Raw genomic sequence first — 23,088 nt, 5'->3', positions numbered from 1 at the left:
AAGGTGACGACGACGTGACCGTGATCCTCAACGAGGGCGACTCGGCGGGAACCACCGGCGCCGCCTCCGGCAGCCCCGTCGACGCGGCGCCCGACCCGGGCAAGGCGATGACGCGCGGCAGGCTCGTGCTCATCCGCTTCGCGCGCAACAAGCTGGCGCTGGTCGGCCTGGTGATCATCGTCGGGATGTACCTGATGGCGTTCGTCGGCCCGCTGCTGTCGAAGTGGACCTACGACCAGCAGGACTACTCGGCGTTCCTCGAGCCCCCCTACGCCGACCACATCTTCGGCACCGACAAGATCGGTACCGACATGTTCGCGCTCACCATGCGCGGACTGCAGAAGTCGTTGGTCATCGGCTTGCTCGTGGCGCTGATCTCGACCACCGTCGCGGCGATCGTCGGCGCGGCGGCGGGCTACTTCCTCGGCGTCGCCGACAAGGCGCTCATGTGGGTCGTCGACCTGCTGCTGGTGCTGCCGTCGTTCCTGATCATCGCGATCCTGAGCCCCTGGTTCCGCGGCAAGTCGTGGTTCCTGCTGGTGCTCATGCTCGCGGCGTTCCAATGGATGATCACCGCCCGGATCGTGCGCGGCATGACGCTGACGCTGAAGGAGCGCGAGTTCGTCAAGGCGGCCAAGTTCATGGGCCAGCCCGCGCGCAAGATCATCGCCAAGCACATCGTGCCGAACATGGCCTCGCTGCTCATCATCGACGCGACCATCAACGTCGGCTCCGCCGTGCTCGCCGAGACGGGCCTGAGCTACTTCGGGTTCGGCGTCCAGTCGCCCGACGTCTCGCTCGGCACGCTGATCGGCGGCAACGCCGAGTCCGCGACCACCTTCCCGTGGCTGTTCCTGTTCCCGGCGGGCTTCCTCGTCGTGTTCGTGCTGGCGGTGAACTGGGTGGGCGACGGGCTCCGCGACGCGCTCGACCCCACCTCGACGCGCGTGCGCCGCAAGGAGAAGAAGAACACCAAGGAGAAGGCCGCCTGATGACCACCTCGGAGCTCCAGTTCGACACGCCTTCCGACCGTGTCGTCGAGGGACCGGTTCTGCAGGTCGAAGACCTCCACGTGTCCTTCCCCAGCGAGGCCGGCCGGGTCCAGGCCGTGCGGGGCCTGAGCTACTCGGTCTCGCCCGGCGAGGTCCTCGGCATCGTGGGCGAGTCCGGTTCGGGCAAGTCCGTGTCGTCGCTCGCGGTCATGGGCCTGCTGCCGTCCTCGGCGCGCATCACCGGGTCCATCAGGTTCCAGGGCCGCGAGCTCATCGGCCAGAGCGACACCGAGCTGTCGAAGATCCGCGGCCGCCGCATCTCGATGGTGTTCCAGGACCCGCTGTCCGCGCTGACGCCGGTCTACACCGTCGGCGACCAGATCGCCGAGGCGATCCTGGTCCACAAGAAGGGCTCGGTGTCCAAGGCCGCCGCGGCCAAGCGGGCGGTCGAGCTGCTCGACCTCGTCGGCATCCCGAACGCCGCCGAGCGCGCCAAGGCGTTCCCGCACGAGTTCTCGGGCGGCATGCGGCAGCGCGCGGTGATCGCGATGGCGATCGCCAACGACCCGGACCTGATCATCGCCGACGAGCCGACCACCGCGCTCGACGTGACGGTGCAGGCACAGGTGCTGCAGCTGCTCGAGACCGCGCAGGAGGTCACCGGCGCGGGCATCGTGATCATCACCCACGACCTCGGCGTCGTCGCCGGGTTCGCGGACCGGCTGATGGTCATGTACGCGGGCCGCGCCGTCGAGACCGGCCTGGTCGACGACATCTACCAGCAGCCGCGCATGCCCTACACGCTCGGCCTGCTCGGCTCGATCCCGCGCCTCGACGTCAGCGAGAAGCAGGCGCTGGTGCCGATCAAGGGCCAGCCGCCGTCGCTCACGGACCTGCCCCCCGGCTGCCCGTTCGCGCCGCGCTGCCCGATGGTCGTCGACGCCTGCCACACCGCCGAGCCGCCGCTGTTCGACGTGGACGGCTCGGCCGAGCACCGCGCCGCGTGCATCCGCACCAACGAGATCGCCGCGACCGACGCCGAGGGCGCCGAGGCCGCGGTCGAGATCTTCGGCGCCGAGGTGGCGGACGACCCCGAGGTCGCGAAGATCCCGCGCGAGCAGCGCGAGACCGTGCTCGAGCTCGACCAGCTCGTCAAGGAGTACGCCGTCAACAAGGGCGTGGTGTTCAAACGCCGCGTCGGCACGGTGCACGCCGTCGCGGGCATCTCGTTCGACATCCGCGAGGGCGAGACCCTCGGCCTCGTCGGCGAGTCGGGCTGCGGCAAGACCACGACGCTGATGGAGATCCTCAACCTCCAGAAGCCCATGAGCGGCGAGATCTCCGTGCTCGGCACGAAGTCGTCCGAGGTGGACAGCAAGCGCCGCTTCGCGATCCGCCGCGACATGTCGGTGGTGTTCCAGGACCCGATGGCGTCGCTCGACCCGCGCCTGACGATCCACGACTGCATCGCGGAGCCGATGCAGGTCCACGGCTACTCCAAGAGCGAGATCAACCGGCGCGTGCCGGAGCTGATGCGGCTCGTCGGCCTGCGCCCCGAGCAGCTCTCGCGCTACCCCGGCGAGTTCTCCGGCGGTCAGCGCCAGCGCATCGGCATCGCGCGGGCGCTCGCCCTCGAACCGAAGCTCGTCGTGCTCGACGAGCCGGTGTCGGCCCTGGACGTCTCCATCCAGGCGGGTGTCATCAACCTGCTGGAGGAGCTCAAGTCCAAGCTGGGCCTGGCCTACCTGTTCGTGGCGCACGACCTGTCGGTGGTGCGGCACATCGCGGACCGGGTGGCCGTCATGTACCTCGGGAAGATCATCGAGATCGGCGAGGTGGACTCGGTGTTCGAACAGCCGCGCCACCCGTACACGCAGGCGCTGCTGTCGGCGATCCCGATCCCCGATCCCGTGAAGGAACGCCAGCGGGAGCGGATCATCCTCACCGGCGACCTGCCGAGCCCGGCGAACCCGCCGTCCGGCTGCCGGTTCCGCACCCGGTGCTTCCTGCACGCGTCGCTGCCGCCCGAGAAGCAGCGCACGTGCATCGAGGTGGAACCACCGCGCGAGGTCCAGGCCCCCGACCACGAGGCCGCCTGCCACTTCGCCCAAGTCCGTCAGGTCCTCTGATGCATCCGTCGCAGCAGAGGACCTACGAAGGAACAGTGTCCCCGGCAACTGGTGTCCGGGCACGAGGGAGGTTCACGACAGTGAGTCGACGTACCACGGTGGGAGTGTCCGCGCTGGCCGCGGTCGTCCTCACGCTTACCGCGTGTGGGGGGCCCAGCAACAACAACGGCAACTCCGGCCTCAAGGGCGCGGACAACGCGATCGGCCAGGCGGACATCAACCCGCAGGACGCGTCGAAGGTCAAGGACGGCGGCGAGTTCCGCTGGCCGGTCGACCAGTTGCCGGACAACTGGAACTACAACCAGCTCGACGGCACCAACGCCGACGGCCGCCGCATGATCGACACGATGATGCCGAACCTGTGGAAGCAGAAGGCCGACGCGACCTTCGAGATCAACAAGGACTACCTCGAGGACGCGAAGCTCGCCTCCTCCGAGCCGCAGGTCCTCGAGTTCAAGATCAACCCGAAGGCCAAGTGGTCCGACGGCACCGCGCTGTCGTGGCAGGACTTCGAGGCCATGTGGAAGTCGCTGAGCGGCACCGACAAGGCCTTCGAGGTCGCCGGCACCACCGGCTACGAGGACATCGAGAAGGTCGAGAAGGGCGCGACCGACCAAGAGGTCAAGGTCACCTTCAAGAAGAAGTTCGCCGAGTACAAGGGCATGTTCTCACCCCTGTACCCGAAGTCCATGTCCTCGGTCGCCGAGGAGTTCAACAAGGGCTGGGCGGACGCTCCGAAGGTCACCGCGGGTCCGTTCAAGGTCGGCACGATCGACCGCACCGCGAAGCTCGTGACGGTCGTGCAGGACCCCGCCTGGTGGGGTGAGAAGCCCAAGCTGGAGAAGATCACCTTCCGCCAGGTCGACCGCCCCGCGCTCGCGGACGCGCTCGCCAACGGCCAGATCGACTTCTTCGACATCGGCTCGAGCGTCGACAACTTCACGCGCGCCAAGTCCATGCAGGGTGTGACGATCCGCCAGGCGATCACGCCGGACTACTCGCACATCACCTTCAACGGTGCGGAGTCCTCGATCCTCAAGGACCCGAAGCTCCGCGTCGCCCTGATGAAGGGCATCGACACCAAGGTCATCAGCAAGGCCCTGCTCGGCCAGATGCTGAAGGGTGACGCGCAGGTCACCGGCAACCACTTCTTCCTGCTGGGTTCCGCGGGCTACAAGGACAACTCGGCCGTCGCCGCGTTCGACAAGGAAGCCGCGAAGAAGCAGCTCGACGAGCTGGGCTGGAAGCTCGAGGGCGAGACCCGCAAGAAGGACGGCAAGGAGCTGCTGGTCCGGTACGTCATCCCGACGCCGAACCCCATCTCCGACCAGATCGCGAAGCTGACGCAGTCGCAGCTCAAGGAGATCGGCGCCAAGGTCGAGATCCAGGCCGTGCCGTCGACCGACTTCTTCAAGCAGTACGTGAACGTCGGCAACTTCGACATGACCGGCTTCCGCTGGCTGGCCTCGGCCACGCCGGTCTCGGACAGCAAGGGCATCTACTACCTGGACCCGGCCAGCACCAACCAGAACTACGGCCGCATCGGTTCCGAAGAGGTCAACAAGCTGCTCGAGCAGGCCGTCGGCGAGCTCGACGACACCAAGCGCCTCGAGATCGCCAACGAGGCCGACAAGAAGATCTGGGAGCTGGGCCACCAGCTGCCGCTCTACCAGCTGCCCGGCGCGGTCGCGGTGAAGAGCAACGTCGCCAACTTCGGCGCCGTCGCGTACGCGAACCGTCCGTACGACTACATCCACATGGGCTTCACCGAGTGATGTAGCTCCTCCGGCAGTTCCGCAACGGCCCGGCAGGCTTCACGCCTGCCGGGCCGTTCCGCGTCTCGGTTACGATGGCCGGGCGATGACCTCCCAGACCTCCCAGCCCGTTCGCGCACTCCGCCACGGTGCTCTCGCGACCGCTGTCGTGCTGTTCGTGTGCCTCGTGGTCGCCGTGCTCTCGTGGCTGTCCTATTCGGAGGATCGCGCGCTCCTGTCGTCCCTCACCTCCCGCGAGGTCGGCGAGGTCGTGTCCTTTTCGGACGGTGCGGTCGAGGTGCGCTGGCCGTCCGGGACCGCCCGGGTCGCCCACGAGAACGGTGACCGGATCGTCGGGAGGCAGACGCAGGTGGCGTTCGACCCGGCGAACCCCTCCCGCGCGGTGATCCCCGGCGCGGACGTGCTGGTGGAGACCGACAGGGCGCTGGGCGGCGTGACGTTCGCCGTCGCGGTGGTGCTGCTGGTGCTGGTCGCCGGCGCGGTGCGGGTCGTGCTGTCGGCGCGGGCCGCCCGTGCCGCGCCCGTCACCGCGTCGGTGCGGCGGATCCGGCTGCGGTCGGGTCTGATGGTGCGGTCGTGGCTGGAGATCGACGGGCCGGTCGAACGCTGGCTGCCCGTCTACTACGACCCGGTGCTCGTGACGCTGCCGTCGCCGGTGTCGGTGGAGCTGCGCGGCGGCCGGGTCGCCGTGGCCGGCGGGGTGACGCTCTACCCGTCCGGCCGCCCGGTGACGAAGCACCCGCGCGGCCGCCGTCTCGACAACCCCGCCCGGCCCGACCCGGAGACGCGGGCGCCGCGCGGGCTGCTCGCGCAGCTGCGCGTCGACGCCGTGTTCATCGTGCCCGCGCCGTTCGTCGGCCTGTTCTGGGCGTACGTCGACGGCAGCGGGTTCGTCGGCTGGATCACCGCCACGGTGGTCGCCGCCGCGCTGGGGCTGTGGTGGGCGGCGTTCCGGGGTTCCGACCCGTCGTAATGCTTCACCCCTGACGAACGACCTCCTCTCATAGGAGGCCGTTATGACCCACGTCACACTGCGCATCCACGAAGACGGCGCCGACGACGAGCGCATCGAGCAGCTCACCGCCTTCCTGCGGTCGGAGCTCCAGGACTTCGCACCCGTTCCCGGAGCCGCCGGCGAGGCTCCCGAGGGTTCCAAGGCCGTCGACTGGAACGAGCTCGGCACGCTGCTCACCACCGTGTCCCAGTCCACGGTCCTAGCGGCGCTGATCAACGCCGTGTCAGCGTGGCTCGGCCAGCGCCGCGAACGTTCGGTGACCGTCGAGGCCGACGGCGACGCGCTGGAGCTCACCGGCGCGCCCACCGAGGAGGAGCTGGCGCGCCGTTCCGCGTGGCTCGGCCGCCACCTGCACCGCTACGCGCTGATCATCGCGAGCTACGAGTTCGCCGACCCGGGCCTGTCCTCGCTGCGCGCGCCCGCCCACGACGCCGCGCGCCTGGGCGAGGTGCTGGCCGACCCGAACGTGGGCGGCTTCCACGTGCGCACTCTGATCAACTCCACGGCCTCGGAGATCACCGAGGCGGTGGACGACTTCTTCGCCGACCGCGAGCCCGACGACCTCCTGGTCCTGCACTTCTCCGGCCACGGCGTGAAGGACGAGGCCGGAGAGCTGCACTTCGCCACCTCCAGCACCAAGCTCGCCCGCCTGGCGGGCACGGCCGTGGCCGCGGACTTCGTGGCCCGCCGCATGAACCGCTCCCGTTCGCGCCGCATCGTGCTCCTGCTGGACTGCTGCTACTCCGGCGCGTTCGGCCGCGGCATGGTCGCGAGGGCGGGCGGCGCGGTGAGCCTCGAAGAACACTTCGGAGGCCGCGGCCGAGCCGTCATCACCGCCTCGTCGTCCATGGAGTACGCCTTCGAGGGCGCCACCGTCGCCGACACCTCCGAGGGCGAACCGTCCGTGTTCACCGCGGCCCTGGTCGAGGGCCTGGAGTCCGGCGACGCCGACCGCGACAACGACGGCCACGTGGGCCTCGACGAGCTCTACGAGTACGTCTACGACCGCGTCCGCCGCGTGACCCCGCACCAGACCCCGGGCAAGTGGATGCTCGACGTCCGCGGCGACCTGCGCATAGCCCGCCGCGCCCGCCCGGTCTCGGTCCCCGCCGCCCTCCCCGCCGAACTGCAGGACGCCCTCGACCACGCGCTGCCGGGCGTGCGCGCGGGCGCCGTCCCGGAACTGCGGCGGATGCTCTCGGTGGCGCACGAGGGCCGCGTGCTGGCCGCGCGCCTGGCGTTGCGGCGGCTGACGGAGGACGACAGCCGGATGGTGGCGGCCGCCGCGGCCGAGGCACTGGGGGAGAAACCGCGGAAACCCGCGGCGTCCCGCCCCACGCCCGAGAAGCCGAGGCCGGTCGCACCCCCGCCCGTGACGCCCCTGCCCGTCGCGTCGCCACCGCCCTCCCGCACCGGCACACCGGAACCGGTCGCGCCCGCTGCCGGACAGCTCCTCGCCGTGCTGCCGCGCCTCGGTGCGGGCCTCGCCCTGGTGCTGCTGGTCATCGGCCTGGTGGCGGTGTCCGGAGGCGTCCTCGGCAACCTGGGCGACTCCAGCCCGCACACCTTCGTGTTCGCCGCCGTGTGGCCGTGGGCGCTGGTCGCGGCGGTGTTCGCGATGACGTGCCGCGACCACCCGTGGGTATCCGGCGCCGCCCTCGGCCTGCTGACCGGCGTGACCGGACTGCTCAGCGGCACCGAGGCCTTCACGTGGATCGCCTTCGGCCTGGCCGCGGTGGTGCCGGCAGTCGCCGCCGCCCTGCCGTCGTGGCACGGGATCGCCGGAGGCGGGCTGGGTGCGGTCGGCGTCTACGTGGTGGCGGCGTCGGCTTCGGATCTCGTGTCGATCAACGGCGACGCCGTGGACGTGGCCCTCGTCGTGCTGGCGGTGGCTCTGACGTGTCTCGCGGTGTTCCGCCTGTGGCGTGACCGGACGTGGCTGGGAGGTGTCGCGCCGGGGCTCCTGCTCTTGGACGCGGTGCTGATGCTGACGGCCGAGGTGCCGCCGTACGTCACGCACGCGAGCCTGGCGGGGCTGGTGGTGGTTCCGCTGATCGTGGTCCTGACGGCTGGGGTGGCCAGGTTCGCCGCGTGTGCTGCCGTGGCGGCCGGGCTGGTGGTGCGGGCCAACGACTTCGTGTCCGCTTCGGAGCCGACGTTCGTCAGCGTGGCGCACGTGACGTTGCCTTTGGCGGCGGCGGTGATCGCTTACTTCGCGCGTGGCCGCTGAGTGGGGGGTGGTGGCTGGGCTGGGAGCTGTGGTGGGTCGGCGTCGCGTGCGCAGCTCGGGTGGGTGGTGGGCAGGTGTCGCGCGCACGGCTGGCGCTGCGCGCACGGCTGGCGCTGCGCGCACGGCTGGCGCTGCGCGCACGGCTGGCGCTGCGCGCACGGCTGGCGCTGCGCGCACGGTGGACATCGCGTGCACGACCGCCATCACGCGTGGTCGTGCACCCTGGCGCAGCCCCACCCGCGCGACGCCGAGCCGCCCCTGCTCCTACCCCTGCCCCTCGCGCTCCCGCTTCCGCCGCTTCCCCTCGTGCATGGCCACAACCCGAGCCACCGGAATCGTGTGCCCCTCGGCGATCAGGTCCGCGGGCAACCGCTGCGCCCCGGGCATCAGCTCACGCCAAGGATCCCCCTCGAACCGGGACCGGACGGTGAAATCAGCGGGCGTGACGTCCCGCAACGACTCCCAAGGCACCGGAAACGAGATGGGCAGGCCCTCGCGCAACCGCGGGCTGTAGGCAGCGACGACCGTGGCACCCCAGGCACGCGTCGAGTCGAGGAACACCTTCCCGCCCCGCTCGGCACGGATGTAAGCCGTGGTCGCGAGGTCCGGGTCCAGCTTCTCCGCGCGGGCAGCCACGGCACGGGTCGCGGCGGCCACGTCGTCGGGGGAGTGCTCCTCCAGCGGCACGAAGACGTGCACGCCCTTGGCGCCGCTGGTCTTCACCAGGCCCTCCAGCCCGGCGGCCGCCAGAGCCTCCCGGATCAGCAGGGCCGACGACACCACGACGTCGAAGCCGGCGCCCTCGGGCGGGTCCACGTCGAGCACCATGTGGGTCTGGTGGTGGTCGTCGCCGAAGTGGTCGCCGAGGTAGAGCGGCACGTGGTACTCGACGGCGCGCTGGTTCGCGAACCACATCAGGGTCTGCTTGTCGTCGCACACGGCGTAGCGGATCTTGCGGTGCGACGCCTCCGCCCAGACCTCGACGGTCCGCACGTAGCCCGGTGTGTACTTGGGTACGTTCTTCTGCATGAACGGGTCCTGCCCGCGCAGGATCCGCCACACCGACAGCTGCCGGCCGGCGAGCACCGGCACGAACCTGTCGGCGACGAAGTCGAGGTACTCCACCAGGTCGCCCTTGAGCAGGCCGCCGAAGAGCGGCTGGTCGAGCGACGAGAACTTCAGCGGACTAGTGCTCATCGGGAACCTCGAGTTCGTCGCGGGCGGCCCACTCCAGCAGCGGCTCTATCGACCACACGGCGTCGTCGATGCCGGCGTGCAGGTCGCCGAGCTCGGCGAAGCGCTTCGGCACGGTGGCGATCGTGAAGTCGCGCGGGTCGACGTCCGGGATCTCGTCCCAGCGGATCGGCGTCGACACCGTCGCCTCGGGGAAGCCGCGCACCGAGTACGCGCTCGCGATCGTGCGGTCGCGCGTGTTCTGGTTGTAGTCCACGAAGACCAGCGCCGGGTCGCGGTCCTTGCGCCACCACGTGGTTTCCACGTCGTCCGGCGCGCGGCGTTCGACCTCGTGCGCGAACGCCAGCGCCGCCTTGCGCACGTCCTGGAAGCCGAAGTCCGGCTTGATCCGCACGTAGACGTGCAGGCCCTTCGACCCGGACGTCTTCGGGAACCCGACAGCCCCCAGCTCCGCCAGCACCTCCCGCACGACGCCCGCGACCCTGCGCACGCGGTCGAACGTGCACGTGGGTCCGGGGTCGAGGTCGATGCGCCACTCGTCGGGCTTCTCCGTGTCCGCCGCGCGCGAGTTCCACGGGTGGAACTCCACAGTGGACATCTGCACGGCCCAGATCACGTCGGCGAGGTGCGTGACGCGGAGCTCGTCGGCGTGGCGGTTGTAGCGCGGGAAGTGCACGCGCACGGTCCGCACCCACGGCGGAGCGCCGTTCGGGAGCCTCTTCTGGTGCACCTTCTCGCCCGTGACGCCCTCGGGGAAGCGGTGCAGCATGCACGGCCGTTCCCTCAGGGCGCGGACGATGCCGTCGCCGACGGACAGGTAGTAGTGCGCGAGGTCCAGCTTCGTCTCGCCGCGAGCGGGGAAGTAGACGCGGTCGGGGTTGGAGATCCGCACGACGCGGTCCTCCACCTCGAGCTCCACAGCCGGGGACTTGCCCATGCCCCCAACCTAACCGTTGCGCGGCGTTTCCTCAGCGCAAACGACGCTTGCACCGGCCGGACGTGGGTAGTTTGCCGGTGTGGATCTCTTTTCGCGAGCGCTGGGGGCGCTTCTCGGAGCGGTGCGCGACCTCGGCGACGACGACTTCGCCCGCCCGTCCGGCTGCGACGGCTGGCTGGTGCGCGACCTGGTGTGCCACCTCGTGACCGACGCCCAGGACGTGCTGATCACGCTGGTGACGCCCACCGCGGACCCCGTCACGCACGACGAGGTGACGTACTGGAAGGTCGCGCACGAACCCGCCGACGACGACCCGCTGGCCGCGCTGACCGTGCGGCTCGCCGCCGCGTACGGCGAGCCGTGGATGCTGAAGCACCACGTCGACGACGTGGGACAGGCGGCGTTGCGCGCGGCCGGCCTCGCCGACCCGACGCTCAAGGTGAGCACCCAGGACATGGTGCTGTGCACGGCCGGCTACCTGAACGCCTACGTCTGGGAGTGGACGCTGCACCACCTCGACCTGGTCGCGCACCTGCCGCACGTTCCCGGACCGCCCGCCGACGCGCTCGCGAGGTGCCGCGAGGTGCTCGAACGGGTCGCCGGGGCGTTCCCCGCGACGTGGTCCGACGTGGACGTGCTGCTGGTGGGAACGGGACGGCGCCCCGCGACCGCCGCGGAACGCGCCGAACTGGGGGAGCGGCGGATCCCGTACGTGCTCGGCTAGCGCGACGGGCGCCCGGTCAGCTCTCCTGCTCCTCGAGACGCGCCTTCTCCGCGAGGCGGGCCTCCTCGGCCTTGAACTCCTTGTAGGTGGCGCGCTCGCGCACCAGCCAGTCCGGGTTCTCGTCCTTGATCGCGTTGATCTGGTCGGTGGTCAGCGCCTCGGTGATGCCCCCGCGCACGAGGCCCGACGTCGAGATGCCGAGCTTCTGCGCGATGAGCTGCTTGGGGTGCGGGCCGTTGCGGCGCAGGTCCGCCAGCCACTGCGGCGGGTTCGCCTGCAACTCGTTCAGCTCGTCGCGCGACACGACGCCCGCCTGGAACTCCTCGGGCGTCGCCTCGAGGTACACGCCGAGCTTCTTGGCGGCGGTGGCGGGCTTCATGGTCTGCTGCGACTTCATGCGGAAAGGGTAACGGGCTCGTCCGGTAGCCTCAGCACGTGACCGGATCGTTCACGCTCGCGTACGTCCCAGGCGTGACGCCGGGCAAGTGGGCACGGGTCTGGCAGGACCGCCTGCCGGAGACCGAGCTGACCCTCGTCCAGGTGCCCGCCGCCGAGGCCGCGGGCAGGGTGCGGGCGGGCGAGGCCGACGCCGCGCTGCTCAGGCTCCCCGGCGACCGGGAGGACCTGCACGCGATCCCGCTCTACACCGAGACGACCGTCGTCGTGTTCCCGAAGGACCACGAGTTCGCGGCCGCCGACGAACTGTCCCTTGTGGACCTCGCGGAGCACGTGCTGTGGCAGCCGCTCGACGACACGCTCGAGTGGGACGTGGTGCCCGGACAGGCGCCCGTCGAACGGCCGGAGTCCACCGCGGACGCGGTCGAGATCGTCGCGGCGGGCGTGGGGCTGCTGGTCGTGCCGCAGTCGCTGGCGCGCCTGCACCACCGCAAGGACCTGAAGCACGTGCCGCTGACGGACGCGCCGCAGTCCCGCGTCGCGCTGTCGTTCCCGATCCGCGACGAGAACCCCGAGCTGGTCGAGCACATGATCGGCATCGTGCGCGGCCGCACGGTCAACAGCACCCGCGGACCGGCGCCGGAGCCCGCCGGGAAGCGGCAGCAGGCTCCCCGGCAGCCGGCCAAGCAGCAGCGGCGGGGTGCCGCGTCCCAGCCCAAGCAGAAGCAGCAGGCCAAGCGCGCGAAACCCCGCCGGGGCCGCTGAGCCGGCACCACCGGGTCCGCAGCCGCCGGACTACTGGTTCTGGGCGGAGATCTGCTCGCGCAGGCGGTCCTCCTGGGCCTTGAGCTCCGGCGTGAGCGCCTCGCCGAACGCCTCGTCGCCGTGGACCTGGCGGATCTCGACCTCCCCGTTGACGAACGGGGCCTTCTTGAGCCACTCGACGGCGTCCTGCAGGCTCGGCAGCTCCCAGATCCAGAAGCCCGCGATCAGCTCCTTGCTCTCGGTGAACGGCCCGTCGACGACCGTCGTCGCACCCTTGCCGTCGAACGCGACCCGCGCGCCCTTCGAGCTGGGGTAGAGGCCGTCGCCCGCGAGCATCACGCCGGCCTTGACGAGCTCCTCGTTGAAGTCGCCCATCGCGGCGAGCTCCTCGGTCGTCGGCATCACGCCGGCCTCGGTCTCCGGGGTGGCCTTGACGATGACCATGAACCGCATCTCGATCTCCTCTGCCTGGTGCGTCCGGTGCGTTTCTACCCACGCGTCGATCGGCGGCCCGGCTGTTTCGACCGGCGGACCGGATATGTGACCGGCGTCACAGGGTTAGTGTGGAAGGCATGCGCGAAGACGTCGACTGGATCCTCGAGAACTGCCAGGTCTGGGCCATCGTGGGGCTCTCGGACAACCCGTCCCGCGCCGCCCACGGCGTGGCCCGCTTCCTGCAGCAACGCGGCAAGAAGATCGTGCCGGTGCACCCGTCGGCCGAGACCGTGCACGGCGAGCCGGGCTACGCGTCCCTGGCCGAGATCCCGTTCGAGGTCGACGTGGTGGACGTGTTCCGCCGCTCGCAGGACGCGGGCCAGTTCGCCGACGAGGCCGTTTCCATCGGCGCGAAGGCCGTCTGGTTCCAGCTCGGCGTGGTGGACGACGAGGCGTACGAGCGCACCCGCGCCGCGGGGTTGCGCATGGTGATGGACGTTTGTCCCGCGATCGAGTGGCGCTCCCGTTGAACAACTGGCTAACCTGCCCGGGTAGTTCTCGGACACCTGGGGGTTCCGAGGGCCGAATCAGCCTGGGGGGCTTGGTTTCGCATGCTCGTCGACATCACGGCGCTGCGACCCGCGGACTCGCCGCGGACTCGTGGCCACAACGATGACTTCATCCGTTCGCTGGCGTCGTCCGGCGCCCAGCTGCCACCGATAGTGGTGCACCGCTCGACGATGAAGGTCGTCGACGGAACCCACCGCCTGAAGGCCGCCGTCCTGCGCGGCTGCCGCTCCGTCGAGGTCGAGTACGTCGACGGCGCCGTGGAGGACCTGTTCGGGCTCTCCGTGTCGCTGAACCTGGCGACGCTCTCCACCGCCGACCGCGAGGCCGCCGCCCGACGCCTGCTGCGCTCGCACCCGCAGTGGTCGGACCGCGCGATCGCCGCCGTCACCGGCCTGGCAGCCAAGTCGGTCGGCGTCCTGCGCCGGGCCGTCGGTGGCCAGGCCGCCGTCCGGGTGGGCCGGGACGGCAAGTCGCGGCCCGTGAACTCCGCCGCCGGCCGTCGCCTGGCCGGGCGGCTCGTCGCCGAACGGCCCGACGCGTCGTTGCGGGACATCGCCCGTGCGGCCGGGGTGTCACCGGGAACCGTGCGTGACGTCCGGCGACGGCTGAGCGCCGGACTGGACCCCGTGCCGGAGCGGATGCGGGCCGCCGAACGGGCCGAGGCGGTGCTGCCCGCGGGACGGACCGAGGTCCGCGATCCCGGGGCCACCCTGCCGATCCTGCGCCGGGACCCCTCGCTGCGCTTCAACGAGCACGGGCGGCTGGTGCTGCGGTGGCTGGAGGCGCACGCGGTGTCGTCGGGGGAGTGGGCCGCCGTGGTGTCCGGGGTGCCCTCGCACTGCCGGGAGCTGGTGGCGGACATGGCTCGCGGGTGCGCCGAGGCGTGGGTGGAGATGGCGGAGGCGCTGGAGCAGGAAGGACGGCGGACCGCGGTCTAGGTCCCCGGTGGCGTCGCCGTGCAGGCCGATCAACGGCGGTTAGCCCTCGTCGCGTGGGCGAAGGTCGCCGTTCCCGCCTTCCCGGAACGGCGCCAGAGGCTGCCCGAGCGGCCCGAGCCGGCGGCGTAGGCGCGGGCCGGACCTGCGCGCTCTAGGCGAAGAGGATCTCGCTGATCTCACCGGCGACCTCGCGCCCCGCCGCGGGACGCAGGCGGGACAACAACCTGCTGAACGCCGTCAGGTCGATGTGGACGGTGGCGGACCGCACCTGCCGGATGTCGTCCAGCAGCTCGACGACCAGTGAGCAGGCGTGGTCCACGTCGCCCGCCTCGGCGTGGGCCAGGGCGCGGCGCAGGCCGAAGCGGGTCCGGGCGCGCAGGGCCGCGGGTGCGATCAACGGCATCTGGGCGTCGAGGATGGCCGCCGCTTCGGCGTGCCGGCCCAGGTCGTGGAACGACCAGGCGCGGGCGATGGCCACCTGGTCGACGAGGCTGGTTGTGCCGTAGGGCGATTCGCTGACGGTCCGCTGCAGTTCCGCTGCCCGGTCCAGGGCTTCCTGGCAGCGGTCGGCGACTCCGGCGAGGGCGAATCCCTGGGCTTCGCGCTGGGCGGCGACCGCTTTCACCGCGGTGGAACGGGATTTGGCCGCTTTGCGCGCGTAGCGGACGGTGGCGTGGGCGTCGCCCCGGTAGAGGGCGAATTCCGAGGCCCGCACGTAGGCGTAGGCCTCCAGGTCCAGGTCGCCGCCTTTGTGCGCGTAGTGCACGGCGAGTTTCGTGAGTTCCGCCGCCGAGGCGTCGTCGCCGCGTTCCTGTTCCATCCAGCCCGCGTATTCCGCGTACTTCGCCGCCAGCAGCCACAGGCCCCGGCCGAGGGCCGGGTCGTCGGCGGAGCGGGCGAGGGCGCTCAGGGCCTCCACCTGGGGGCGCAGGCTCGCCAGGACCAATTCGGGGCTCAGGCGGTGGCCGAGGGCGCGGTGGTGGTCGAACATCGAGTCGAAGGTCAGCAGGGTGCTGTGGTCGCTCTGGACCGGCCGGGCCGGGGCGTCGGCCAGCTCGATCAGACGGCCGCCGGCTTCGAGGGCCGCGTCGAACAGCTTCGCCATTTCGGGATTCGGGTGAACGTGACCGCGTTCGATCTTGCTGAGGTGTCCCTTGCTGTACGGTACGAGGCCGGTCATCTGGCTCAGCGAGTACCCGCGCTCGTTGCGCAGGCGGCGAACCTCCTGGGCGAACGTGGGCGACAACGGCTTCACCCCCTCCGCCCGGAAGTGTGGGGGCCGTCAAACACCCGAATGCGCAATGTCCATTTTTTGGCCGTTGATTGACGATCAACTGGGAGCAATCGGAGCGGTTGCCGGTGGTTCCATGTGAGTCATGGTGATGACGCGGTCCGACGAGGCGGCTGGTGTGGTGATGGTCTGGCAGCGCTTGGCGACCAACGTGGTCCACCGGTCGCAGTGGTTCGAGGTTCGCTCCGACAGCGTCGTCAGACCCGACGGCGGGCACGGCACGTACACGCACGTGGTGGCGCCGGGATCGGTCACGGTCCTCGCGATCCAGGACGACGACCACGTCGTGCTGACCCGCCAGTGGATCTACACGCACGGCGGCACCGAGTGGCGCCTGCCGGGGGGTGCCGTCGACGAGGCGGACGACGACCCGCTGGCCGCGGCACGGCGCGAACTCGCCGAGGAGACCGGCCTGCGCGCGGCCACCTGGGAGCGGCTCGGGCAGATCCACGGGGCCGACAGCCTCAGCAACCACGTCGACCACATCTTCCTGGCCACGGACCTCACGCAGGGGGAGCCGTCGCTGGAGCCCGGCGAGGCCGACCTGAGGGTGCGGACGATGCCGTTCTGCCACGCCCTCGACCTGGTCCGGCAGGGCATGCTCCCGCACGCCGGCAGCGCGCACGCGCTGCTCGTGATGGCACTGCGCCGCACTGCTCAGAAATAGCGTTTCCAGGGTTTCCTCATTGCGGAGGAAACAGGAAACCCGTTCTCATTCGACTGGCGGAAAGCCACTCTTGGTGCATCGGCGAGAACATCAGCCCGATAAGCCAGTCAGAATGAGGAGGTGAATTTCTCGATGAGAATGATCTGCTCACTCGCCACCGTCGTGAAAGTTGCCACGATCTGCCTTTTAGTGGGATTCATGGCCGGCAGTGTCTTCATCGCGACGGTGCTCTGACTCGACATCGGACTGCGGTTCTCCCTGACCATCGGAGGGAGGTGTCAGCCGTGGAACCGCACTTCTGCACCGAGATGATCTGACCGTCTCCGGCTATCCGCGTGGCGTCCACTGCACGCCGTAGCCGCGGCCCTGACGAGGGTGTGGGAACTGCACGTCGATCTCACCGATCTCGTCCAGCGGCAGCGTTTGCGGCCAAGGCGTCAGGTCATCGGTGTCGCGCGCGAGGGCTTCCTCGACGCGCCACACCGACGCCGGGAGGTCGTCCCGGTCGAAGCGCACGCGCAACCGGAACGACTCGCACATCCGCTCCGGCCAGAACACGTAGGTCGGACGCATGGACTGTCCTCGTGGCACCCGCACCTCGAGTGCGAACTGGTGCGTTTGTCCCGCGTTGAGGGGTCGGGGCAACCGCAGCTTCATCAGGAAACGCCGTGGGGACGGACGTTCGTGGCCGATCAGCTCCACCCCGTGCAAGACCTCCACGTCCAGGTCACCTGGAGCGCCGTCGGGCGTGGGGGCGGGGATCGTGATCGACCACGCGATCTCGTTGACACCATCGGTGTCCGCCACGACGGTCCGGCGCTCGGTGCACGCGGGCGTCGGGCCGTCCAGCTTCAACAGCGCGTCGAACTCCTTGACGTGCCACAGTTCCGACGGCGTCACGTGCGTCGTCGAAGGGGCCGGCTGCAGCGCTACCTCCACCAAGCGCTGCAGCCCGGCATCCATCCTCCTGCGCACCGTGCGCGCCCCGCGGTCCTGTTGCCGCGCAAGCCATTCGATGCGTTCGTTGAGGAACCGGAACTGCGCTTCGTCGTGCAGCCCGAGAGGTGCCAGAACGGCGTTGCGGACCTCGGCCGGAAAACCGCGCACCGCGTTCACGACCCAGTCGCGCAGCCTCGTCCGCACGGCTTCCGCGCCGTCGGTCTCGACGATGCCGCACACCTGGCGCAGCGCCGGGCCGACGTGGAAGTCGACACCGGGGGTCTGCACACCGCGCCCCCGGCACAGGGTGCGCAGTTCTTCCATGAGCTGCTCAGGTGAGACAGGCATCCGTCCTCCGCGCGGAAATGCTTTGCCGGGCATGTCGGGCTTACCTGATCGGACGTTACTCCGGGTGCACCATCCGGGTGAACGCGAATTCCGGCGGCCGAAAGGATTCTCCCAGCCGTCCCGCTGCATGATCACCGCCGAACGACTGATGTCCTGACCAGGTGTTTCGCGGTAATGTGCTGGTCACGGGCGGTGACTTCCTCCGGTCATCGCCATCCCTGCCGATGGAGGTTGTATTCGTGCTGCGCACAATCTTGTCAGTCGTGTCGGCGTTCGCGCTGATCAGCGGCGTTCCCGCCGTGGCGGCCCCGGCTGAGAGCGCTTACCTGCTGCAGTTCCGCGACACCCTGTCCGACGCCCAGCGCCACCAGCTCGAAGGCCTCGGCGTGCGGCTCGGCGCGTTCGTCCAGGACGGCACCTACCTCGCCCGCATGACGACCACCGCTCGTGTCGCCCGGTTGAGCTACGTGCGGGAGGTGAAGCCGTTCCAGGCCCAGCCGCGGATCATGGCCCTGGGCGGGGCGTCGGACTACCTGATCACCCTGGTCGAGCAGGACGAGCGCGACCAGAGGGCCGTCGCCGACAGGGTGAAGTCGCTGGGCGGCAAGGTGAACTCCATCTCCGCCAGCCGCGAGCACCTCATGGCGACGCTCGACGCGGGCCAGGCCGCGGAACTCGCGAAGTTCCCCGCCGTGATCGCGATCGACCCCGTGTCGGCGCCGCAGACCGACATGGCCATCTCGCGGGAGTCCTCCGGCGCCAACTACGTCGAGAGCGTGGGTGGCTACCGGGGCAGGGGCGTGCGGGGCGAGGTGATGGACGGCGGCCTGCGCACCACGCACCAGGAGTTCCGCGCGCGTCCGCCGCTGATGCACACCGGCAACTCCACGAGCACCTCGCACGGCACGTCGACGTACGGGCAGATCTTCGCGTCCGGCGTCTCGTCCGCGCACCGCGGCCTGCTGCCCGAGGCGCAGGGCATCTTCGCGATCTACGGCTCCGGTGACCGCTACGCCCACACCCGGCAGCTCGTCGACCCGGCCGGCCAGTACCGCGCGGTGTTCCAGAGCAACAGCTGGGGCGACGCGCTGACCACGTCGTACAACTCGATCTCGCAGCAGATGGACCGGATCGTGTTCGACCACGACATCCTGATCTGCCAGTCGCAGAGCAACGCGGGCACCCGCAGCTCGCGCCCGCAGGCGTGGGCGAAGAACGTGCTCTCGGTCGGCGGCCACTACCACTACAACACCGCCTCGCGGACCGATGACAGGTGGAACGGCGGAGCGTCGATCGGCCCCGCCGCGGACGGCCGCATCAAGCCGGAGCTGTCGAACTTCTACGACCGCATCGACACGACGACCTCCACCAGCGACACCGCCTACACCACGTCGTTCGGCGGCACCTCCGGCGCCACGCCGATCACCTGCGGCAACGCCGGTCTGCTGTTCCAGATGTGGGCCGACGGCGTGTTCGACGGCGGCCCCGGCAAGGGCCGCGACGTCTTCGCCGCGCGCCCGCACGCCGCGACCGCCAAGGCGCTGCTGATCAACACCGCGGACCAGCACGCGTTCTCCGGCACCACGCACGACCAGACCCGCACGCACCAGGGCTGGGGCACCGCGTCCGTCCGCAACCTCTACGACCGCGCCAAGGCGGGCGGCTGGAAGCTGCCGGTGCTCGTGAACGAGACCGACCTCGTCACCACCGGCCAGACGCGCAAGTACACGGTGACGTCCAACGGCCAGACGCCGCTGCGCGCCACGCTCGCCTACACCGACCCGGCCGGCTCGCCGACCGCGGCCAAGGCGACCGTCAACGACCTGACGCTCAAGGTCACGGCCCCGAACGGCACCGTCTACTGGGGCAACAACGGTCTGCTGGCCGGGAACTGGTCCACGTCCGGCGGCTCCGCGAACACCGTCGACACCGTGGAGAACGTGCTGGTCCAGACGGCCGCGGCGGGCACGTGGACCGTCGAGGTCATCGCGACCGCGGTCAACGTGGACGGTCACGTGGAGACGGCGGCGACGGACGCGGACTACGCGCTCGTCGTGTCGTAGCCGCAGCTCCGTCCACAGGGAACGGTGGCGGCCGAAGCCGCCACCGTTCCCGTCGCACGACAGTCCACGCGCTACTCGAAGCGGTCCGGGTCGCCCGCGCCGTAGCGGATGATCTCGGCCTCGCCGCTCGAGAAGTCCACCACCGTGGTGGGCGTGGTGCCGCACTCCCCGGAGTCGATCACCGCGTCCACCACGTGGTCGAGCCGTTCCTTGATCTCCCAGCCCTGCACGAGCGGCTCCGCCTCGTCCGGCAGCAGCAGCGTCGACGTGAGCAGCGGCTCGCCCATCGCCTCGAGCAGCGCCCGCGTCACGGGGTGGTCGGGGATGCGCGCGCCCACCGTCTTCTTCTTCGGGTGCATCATGCGGCGCGGCACCTCCTTCGTCGCGGGCAGGATGAACGTGTAGTTGCCGGGTGTGGAGGCCTTGACCGCGCGGAACACGGCGTTGTCCACCACCACGAACTGGCCGAGCTGCGCGAAGTTCTCGCACATCAGCGTGAAGTGGTGCTTGTCGTCGAGCTTGCGGATCTCCCGGATGCGGTCGATGCCGTCCTTGTTGCCCAGGCGGCAGCCGAGCGCGTAGCAGGAGTCCGTCGGGTACGCGATCAGGCCGTCCTCCCGCAGGATCCGCACGGCCTGGTCGATGGCGCGCTTCTGCGGGTTGACCGGGTGGACGTCCAGGTACTTGGCCATGCGGGGCAGGATATGCCGATCAAGGTTTGAGCAGCACTTTGACCATGCCGTCGTTCTTCTTCTGGAACGTCTCGTACGCCTTCGGGGCGTCGTCGAGCGGCAGGCGGTGCGTCGCGAAGTCGTCCACGCCCAGCGGGTCGTCGTCGGTGAGCAGGGGCAGGATCTCCGGCACCCAGCGCCACACGTTCGCCTGGCCCATGCGCAGCTGGATCTGCTTGTCGAACATGGTCAGCATCGGCATCGGGTCCGCCATGCCGCCGTAGACGCCCACGATCGAGATCGTGCCGCCGCGGCGCACCATGTCGATCGCGCTGTAGAGGGCCCTGAGGCGGTCGATGCCGGCCTCCTTCATGAACCGCTGCGCCACCGCGTCCGGCAGCAGGCCCGTGAGCTGCTGCGCCATCTTGGCCGCGGGCGCGCCGTGGGCCTCCATGCCGACCGCGTCGATCACGGCGTCGGGTCCGCGGCCCTTCGTGAGGTCGCGGACGACCTCGGTGAGGCGCTTGCCGGCGCCGCGCAGGTCGACGGTCTCGATGCCGCGGGCCTTCGCGCGGGCCAAGCGCTCGGGGACGAGGTCGATGCCGATGACGCGCGCGTCGCGGTGCCGCGCGACCCGGCAGGCCATGTCGCCGATCGGGCCGAGACCGAGGACGGCGACCGTCGACCCGGGGCGGACGTCCGCGTACTCGACCGCCTGCCACGCCGTGGGCAGCACGTCGCTGAGGTAGACGAACCTGTCGTCCGGCGGGCCCTCCGGCACCTTGATCGGCAGCGTGTTGCCGAACGGGACCCGCAGGTACTCCGCCTGCCCGCCGGGGACCTGGCCGTAGAGCTTCGTGTAGCCGAACAGCGCGGCCCCCGAGCCGTGCTCGCGCACCTGCGTCGTCTCGCACTGGCTCTGCAGGCCGTCCGTGCACATCGCGCACGTGTTGCAGGAGACGTTGAACGGGATGACCACCCGGTCGCCGGGCTTGACGTCGGTGACCTGCGGCCCGACCTCCTCGACGATGCCCATCGGCTCGTGCCCGAGGATGTCGCCCTCGGTCAGGAACGGGCCGAGGACCTCGTAGAGGTGCAGGTCCGACCCGCAGATGCCGCTGGACGTGATCTTCACGATGACGTCCTCGGGCTCCTTGAGGATCGGGTCGGGCACGCTGTCGACCCGGACGTCTCGTTTGCCGTGCCAAGTGACTGCCTTCATGCCCAGTGGCTTTCCCCGGCCGTCGGCATTGATAACCTGGGAGGACTTTCTTTCCCCGGTTTTGGAGACCCTCAGCGATGCTCGACCGTGCCGTCGTCGACGCCCTGTTCCCCTCGGACCTGCCCGAGCCGTCCCACTGGGAGGAGCAGTACCCGCCCCGCGGCCTGGGCGACGGCGCGAAGGTCACCCGCCTGGGCCCGTCGCCGACCGGGTTCCTGCACATCGGCGGCCTGTACGTCGGCATGATCGACCGCGACGTCGCGTCCCACTCCGGTGGCTCGTACATCGTGCGCGTCGAGGACACCGACCAGGCGCGTGAGGTCGAGGGTGCCGTCGAGCAGTTCACCAGGGCGTTCGCCTACTTCGGCATCGAGCCCGACGAGGCCGACGCCGTGGGCGCGTACGGCCCGTACCACCAGTCGCAGCGCGAGCAGATCTACCTGACGTACGTGCGCGAGCTGCTCCGCGAGGACAAGGCGTACCTCTGCTTCGCGACGAAGGACGAGCTCGCGGACATCACCGCCCGCCAGCAGGCCACGAAGCTCCCCACCGGCTACTACGGCCGCTGGGCGATCTGGCGCGACAAGACGGCCGAGGACGTCGCCGAGGCGCTCGAGGCGGGCCGTCCGTACGTCGTCCGCTTCCGCTCGCCGGGCAAGGCGGGGGAGCGCACGAAGTTCACCGACGCGATCCGCGGCGAGCTGGAGCACGAGGCCAACCGCAACGACGTCGTCATCCTCAAGGCGTCCGACCAGTCGCCCCGCCTGCCCACGTACCACTTCGCGCACGCCGTCGACGACCACCTGATGCGCGTGAACCTGGTGATCCGCGGCGAGGAGTGGATCTCCTCGGTCCCGACCCACCTGCAGCTCTTCGACGCCCTGGGCTTCGAGCGCGTCGAGTACGCCCACATCGCGCCGCTGATGAAGCAGCAGGGCGGCTCCCGCCGCAAGCTCTCGAAGCGCAAGGACCCCGAGGCCTCCGTCGAGTTCTTCATCGAGGCGGGCTTCCCGGCCGAGGCCGTGCGGTACTACATGCGCGGCCTGGTGAACGCCCGCCTGGCCGAGCTGCCGCTGGCCGAGGCCCTGCAGGCCCCGATCTCGCTCGCCGAGTGCGGCGTGGCCGGCCCCCTGGTCGACCTCGTGAAGCTCGACGACATCTGCGCCGACTACGTGGCCACCCTCTCCGGCGAGGAGATCATCTCCCGCGTCTCGGAGTGGGCGCGGACCTACGACCCGGAGCTCGTGACGGTCCTCGCGACCGAGCGCGACGCCGCCCTCGCCGCCCTGCGGGTGGAGCGGGGCCCGGAGGTCGCGAACCCGCGCAAGGACCTCCGCAAGTGGTCCGACTTCCGCACGGCCTACGGCTTCTTCTTCCCGTCGCTCTTCCCGCTGGTCTCCGACCGCACCGACGAGCGCCTCGGCGGCCTGTCCCCGGAGCTGATCGCCGCTTTCGCCTCCGACTTCGCCGACGGCTACGCCGACCTCGAGGACGGCCAGGAGTGGTTCGGCCAGATCCGCGAACTCGCCACCAAGCACGGCTTCGCGCCGAACCCCAAGGAGTACAAGAAGAACCCGGACGCCTACCCGGGCTCCATCCGCGAGGCCGCACAGCTGATCCGCGTCGCCCTGACGGGCTCGAAGGCCAGCCCGGACCTGCACGCCGTGGCCCGCACCCTCGGCGCCGACGAGGTCCTGCGCCGAGTCCGCGCCCTCGCGGGCTGACCACCTCCTCGACGGCCCCCGGCTCCACACGGAGCCGGGGGCCGTCGTCATCCGCGCGACGTC

20 protein-coding genes are annotated in these 23,088 nt (G+C 70.3%); 12 read left to right on the top strand and 8 right to left on the bottom strand.

The window, feature by feature from the left end; all coding sequences use genetic code 11:
• Nucleotides 1-14 precede the first annotated feature (14 nt).
• The 5 genes from V1227_RS15865 (at nucleotide 15) to V1227_RS15845 (ending at nucleotide 8,141) form a co-directional block, all read left to right on the top strand.
• Complete coding sequence (locus V1227_RS15865; protein WP_236219766.1) at nucleotides 15-992, top strand: ABC transporter permease; 978 nt, start codon at nucleotides 15-17, stop codon at nucleotides 990-992.
• Nucleotides 992-3,121: an ABC transporter ATP-binding protein gene (locus V1227_RS15860; protein WP_329793327.1), complete on the top strand. Its 2,130-nt coding sequence runs from the start codon at nucleotides 992-994 to the stop codon at nucleotides 3,119-3,121. The genes V1227_RS15865 and V1227_RS15860 overlap by 1 nt, the downstream gene beginning before the upstream one ends.
• 80 nt (nucleotides 3,122-3,201) lie before the next feature.
• Nucleotides 3,202-4,896 (top strand): ABC transporter family substrate-binding protein, encoded by a 1,695-nt coding sequence (locus V1227_RS15855; RefSeq protein ID WP_329793326.1) that lies wholly within the window; start codon nucleotides 3,202-3,204, stop codon nucleotides 4,894-4,896.
• A gap of 85 nt (nucleotides 4,897-4,981) precedes the next feature.
• A complete protein-coding gene (locus V1227_RS15850) occupies nucleotides 4,982-5,869 on the top strand; it encodes a hypothetical protein (RefSeq protein WP_329793325.1) in 888 nt (295 codons plus the stop codon).
• 43 nt (nucleotides 5,870-5,912) lie between these two features.
• Entirely contained in the window at nucleotides 5,913-8,141 is a 2,229-nt protein-coding gene (locus V1227_RS15845) for a caspase family protein (protein WP_329793324.1), read from the top strand.
• Nucleotides 8,142-8,405: 264 nt separating this feature from the next.
• On the opposite strand, the gene V1227_RS15840 is transcribed toward V1227_RS15845, so the two are convergent.
• Entirely contained in the window at nucleotides 8,406-9,338 is a 933-nt protein-coding gene (locus V1227_RS15840) for a DNA polymerase domain-containing protein (RefSeq protein WP_329793323.1), read from the bottom strand.
• Nucleotides 9,328-10,272 carry a non-homologous end-joining DNA ligase gene (ligD, locus tag V1227_RS15835; protein ID WP_329793322.1) on the bottom strand — a complete coding sequence of 315 codons (945 nt, stop codon included), beginning with the start codon at nucleotides 10,270-10,272 and terminating at the stop codon, nucleotides 9,328-9,330. The genes V1227_RS15840 and ligD overlap by 11 nt, the downstream gene beginning before the upstream one ends.
• Before the next feature lie 79 nt (nucleotides 10,273-10,351).
• On the opposite strand from ligD, the gene V1227_RS15830 reads away from it, so the two are divergent.
• Nucleotides 10,352-10,996, top strand: a complete 645-nt coding sequence (locus V1227_RS15830; protein ID WP_329793321.1) for a maleylpyruvate isomerase N-terminal domain-containing protein — start codon at nucleotides 10,352-10,354, stop codon at nucleotides 10,994-10,996.
• Nucleotides 10,997-11,012: 16 nt separating this feature from the next.
• On the opposite strand, the gene V1227_RS15825 is transcribed toward V1227_RS15830, so the two are convergent.
• Nucleotides 11,013-11,375 carry a DUF5997 family protein gene (locus V1227_RS15825; protein WP_329794043.1) on the bottom strand — a complete coding sequence of 121 codons (363 nt, stop codon included), beginning with the start codon at nucleotides 11,373-11,375 and terminating at the stop codon, nucleotides 11,013-11,015.
• A gap of 56 nt (nucleotides 11,376-11,431) precedes the next feature.
• On the opposite strand from V1227_RS15825, the gene V1227_RS15820 reads away from it, so the two are divergent.
• The gene (locus V1227_RS15820; protein ID WP_329793320.1) at nucleotides 11,432-12,157 is read left to right on the top strand and encodes a LysR family transcriptional regulator substrate-binding protein; all 726 of its coding nucleotides are present in this window, start codon (nucleotides 11,432-11,434) and stop codon (nucleotides 12,155-12,157) included.
• Nucleotides 12,158-12,187: 30 nt separating this feature from the next.
• On the opposite strand, the gene V1227_RS15815 is transcribed toward V1227_RS15820, so the two are convergent.
• Nucleotides 12,188-12,610: a YciI family protein gene (locus V1227_RS15815; protein ID WP_329793319.1), complete on the bottom strand. Its 423-nt coding sequence runs from the start codon at nucleotides 12,608-12,610 to the stop codon at nucleotides 12,188-12,190.
• 119 nt (nucleotides 12,611-12,729) lie between these two features.
• On the opposite strand from V1227_RS15815, the gene V1227_RS15810 reads away from it, so the two are divergent.
• Both V1227_RS15810 and V1227_RS15805 read left to right on the top strand, forming a co-directional pair.
• The gene (locus tag V1227_RS15810) at nucleotides 12,730-13,122 is read left to right on the top strand and encodes a CoA-binding protein (protein ID WP_236219776.1); all 393 of its coding nucleotides are present in this window, start codon (nucleotides 12,730-12,732) and stop codon (nucleotides 13,120-13,122) included.
• An 81-nt stretch (nucleotides 13,123-13,203) separates the two neighbouring features.
• Complete coding sequence (locus V1227_RS15805) at nucleotides 13,204-14,100, top strand: ParB/RepB/Spo0J family partition protein (protein WP_329793318.1); 897 nt, start codon at nucleotides 13,204-13,206, stop codon at nucleotides 14,098-14,100.
• A gap of 151 nt (nucleotides 14,101-14,251) precedes the next feature.
• On the opposite strand, the gene V1227_RS15800 is transcribed toward V1227_RS15805, so the two are convergent.
• On the bottom strand, nucleotides 14,252-15,346 hold the full coding sequence (locus V1227_RS15800; protein ID WP_329793317.1) for a helix-turn-helix transcriptional regulator: 1,095 nt from the start codon (nucleotides 15,344-15,346) through the stop codon (nucleotides 14,252-14,254).
• 130 nt (nucleotides 15,347-15,476) lie between these two features.
• On the opposite strand from V1227_RS15800, the gene V1227_RS15795 reads away from it, so the two are divergent.
• Nucleotides 15,477-16,058, top strand: coding sequence for an NUDIX domain-containing protein (locus V1227_RS15795; protein ID WP_236219779.1), 582 nt, complete (start codon nucleotides 15,477-15,479; stop codon nucleotides 16,056-16,058).
• Between the two features lie 327 nt (nucleotides 16,059-16,385).
• On the opposite strand, the gene V1227_RS15790 is transcribed toward V1227_RS15795, so the two are convergent.
• Nucleotides 16,386-17,345, bottom strand: coding sequence for a hypothetical protein (locus V1227_RS15790; RefSeq protein WP_329793316.1), 960 nt, complete (start codon nucleotides 17,343-17,345; stop codon nucleotides 16,386-16,388).
• Nucleotides 17,346-17,584: 239 nt separating this feature from the next.
• Between V1227_RS15790 and V1227_RS15785 the strand changes: the two genes are divergently transcribed.
• The gene (locus V1227_RS15785; protein WP_329793315.1) at nucleotides 17,585-19,408 is read left to right on the top strand and encodes a S8 family serine peptidase; all 1,824 of its coding nucleotides are present in this window, start codon (nucleotides 17,585-17,587) and stop codon (nucleotides 19,406-19,408) included.
• 71 nt (nucleotides 19,409-19,479) lie between these two features.
• Here V1227_RS15785 and V1227_RS15780 read toward each other — a convergent pair whose 3' ends face one another.
• Complete coding sequence (locus V1227_RS15780) at nucleotides 19,480-20,100, bottom strand: L-threonylcarbamoyladenylate synthase (protein ID WP_329793314.1); 621 nt, start codon at nucleotides 20,098-20,100, stop codon at nucleotides 19,480-19,482.
• A gap of 19 nt (nucleotides 20,101-20,119) precedes the next feature.
• Nucleotides 20,120-21,301: a zinc-dependent alcohol dehydrogenase gene (locus V1227_RS15775; RefSeq protein WP_329793313.1), complete on the bottom strand. Its 1,182-nt coding sequence runs from the start codon at nucleotides 21,299-21,301 to the stop codon at nucleotides 20,120-20,122.
• Nucleotides 21,302-21,378: 77 nt separating this feature from the next.
• On the opposite strand from V1227_RS15775, the gene V1227_RS15770 reads away from it, so the two are divergent.
• Entirely contained in the window at nucleotides 21,379-23,025 is a 1,647-nt protein-coding gene (locus V1227_RS15770) for a glutamate--tRNA ligase (RefSeq protein ID WP_329793312.1), read from the top strand.
• Nucleotides 23,026-23,088: the final 63 nt, after the last annotated feature.

The sequence above is a fragment of the Lentzea sp. DG1S-22 genome (assembly GCF_036321065.1).
GTDB classification, from domain to species: domain Bacteria; phylum Actinomycetota; class Actinomycetes; order Mycobacteriales; family Pseudonocardiaceae; genus Lentzea; species Lentzea jiangxiensis.
The sequence above is the reverse complement of the archived record's forward strand: the minus strand, read 5'-3'. Positions and strand labels throughout refer to the sequence as shown.

What these genes read in the sequence shown, in the direction of transcription:
- ligD (WP_329793322.1), bottom strand. Translation starts at nt 10,272, where the DNA reads ATGGGCAAGTCCCCGGCTGTGGAGCTCGAGGTGGAGGACCGCGTCGTG.
- V1227_RS15815 (WP_329793319.1), bottom strand. Translation starts at nt 12,610, where the DNA reads ATGCGGTTCATGGTCATCGTCAAGGCCACCCCGGAGACCGAGGCCGGC.
- V1227_RS15840 (WP_329793323.1), bottom strand. Translation starts at nt 9,338, where the DNA reads ATGAGCACTAGTCCGCTGAAGTTCTCGTCGCTCGACCAGCCGCTCTTC.
- V1227_RS15795 (WP_236219779.1), top strand. Translation starts at nt 15,477, where the DNA reads ATGGTGATGACGCGGTCCGACGAGGCGGCTGGTGTGGTGATGGTCTGG.
- V1227_RS15780 (WP_329793314.1), bottom strand. Translation starts at nt 20,100, where the DNA reads ATGGCCAAGTACCTGGACGTCCACCCGGTCAACCCGCAGAAGCGCGCC.
- V1227_RS15810 (WP_236219776.1), top strand. Translation starts at nt 12,730, where the DNA reads ATGCGCGAAGACGTCGACTGGATCCTCGAGAACTGCCAGGTCTGGGCC.
- V1227_RS15845 (WP_329793324.1), top strand. Translation starts at nt 5,913, where the DNA reads ATGACCCACGTCACACTGCGCATCCACGAAGACGGCGCCGACGACGAG.
- V1227_RS15790 (WP_329793316.1), bottom strand. Translation starts at nt 17,345, where the DNA reads ATGCCTGTCTCACCTGAGCAGCTCATGGAAGAACTGCGCACCCTGTGC.
- V1227_RS15850 (WP_329793325.1), top strand. Translation starts at nt 4,982, where the DNA reads ATGACCTCCCAGACCTCCCAGCCCGTTCGCGCACTCCGCCACGGTGCT.
- V1227_RS15825 (WP_329794043.1), bottom strand. Translation starts at nt 11,375, where the DNA reads ATGAAGCCCGCCACCGCCGCCAAGAAGCTCGGCGTGTACCTCGAGGCG.
- V1227_RS15805 (WP_329793318.1), top strand. Translation starts at nt 13,204, where the DNA reads ATGCTCGTCGACATCACGGCGCTGCGACCCGCGGACTCGCCGCGGACT.
- V1227_RS15770 (WP_329793312.1), top strand. Translation starts at nt 21,379, where the DNA reads ATGCTCGACCGTGCCGTCGTCGACGCCCTGTTCCCCTCGGACCTGCCC.
- V1227_RS15775 (WP_329793313.1), bottom strand. Translation starts at nt 21,301, where the DNA reads ATGAAGGCAGTCACTTGGCACGGCAAACGAGACGTCCGGGTCGACAGC.
- V1227_RS15860 (WP_329793327.1), top strand. Translation starts at nt 992, where the DNA reads ATGACCACCTCGGAGCTCCAGTTCGACACGCCTTCCGACCGTGTCGTC.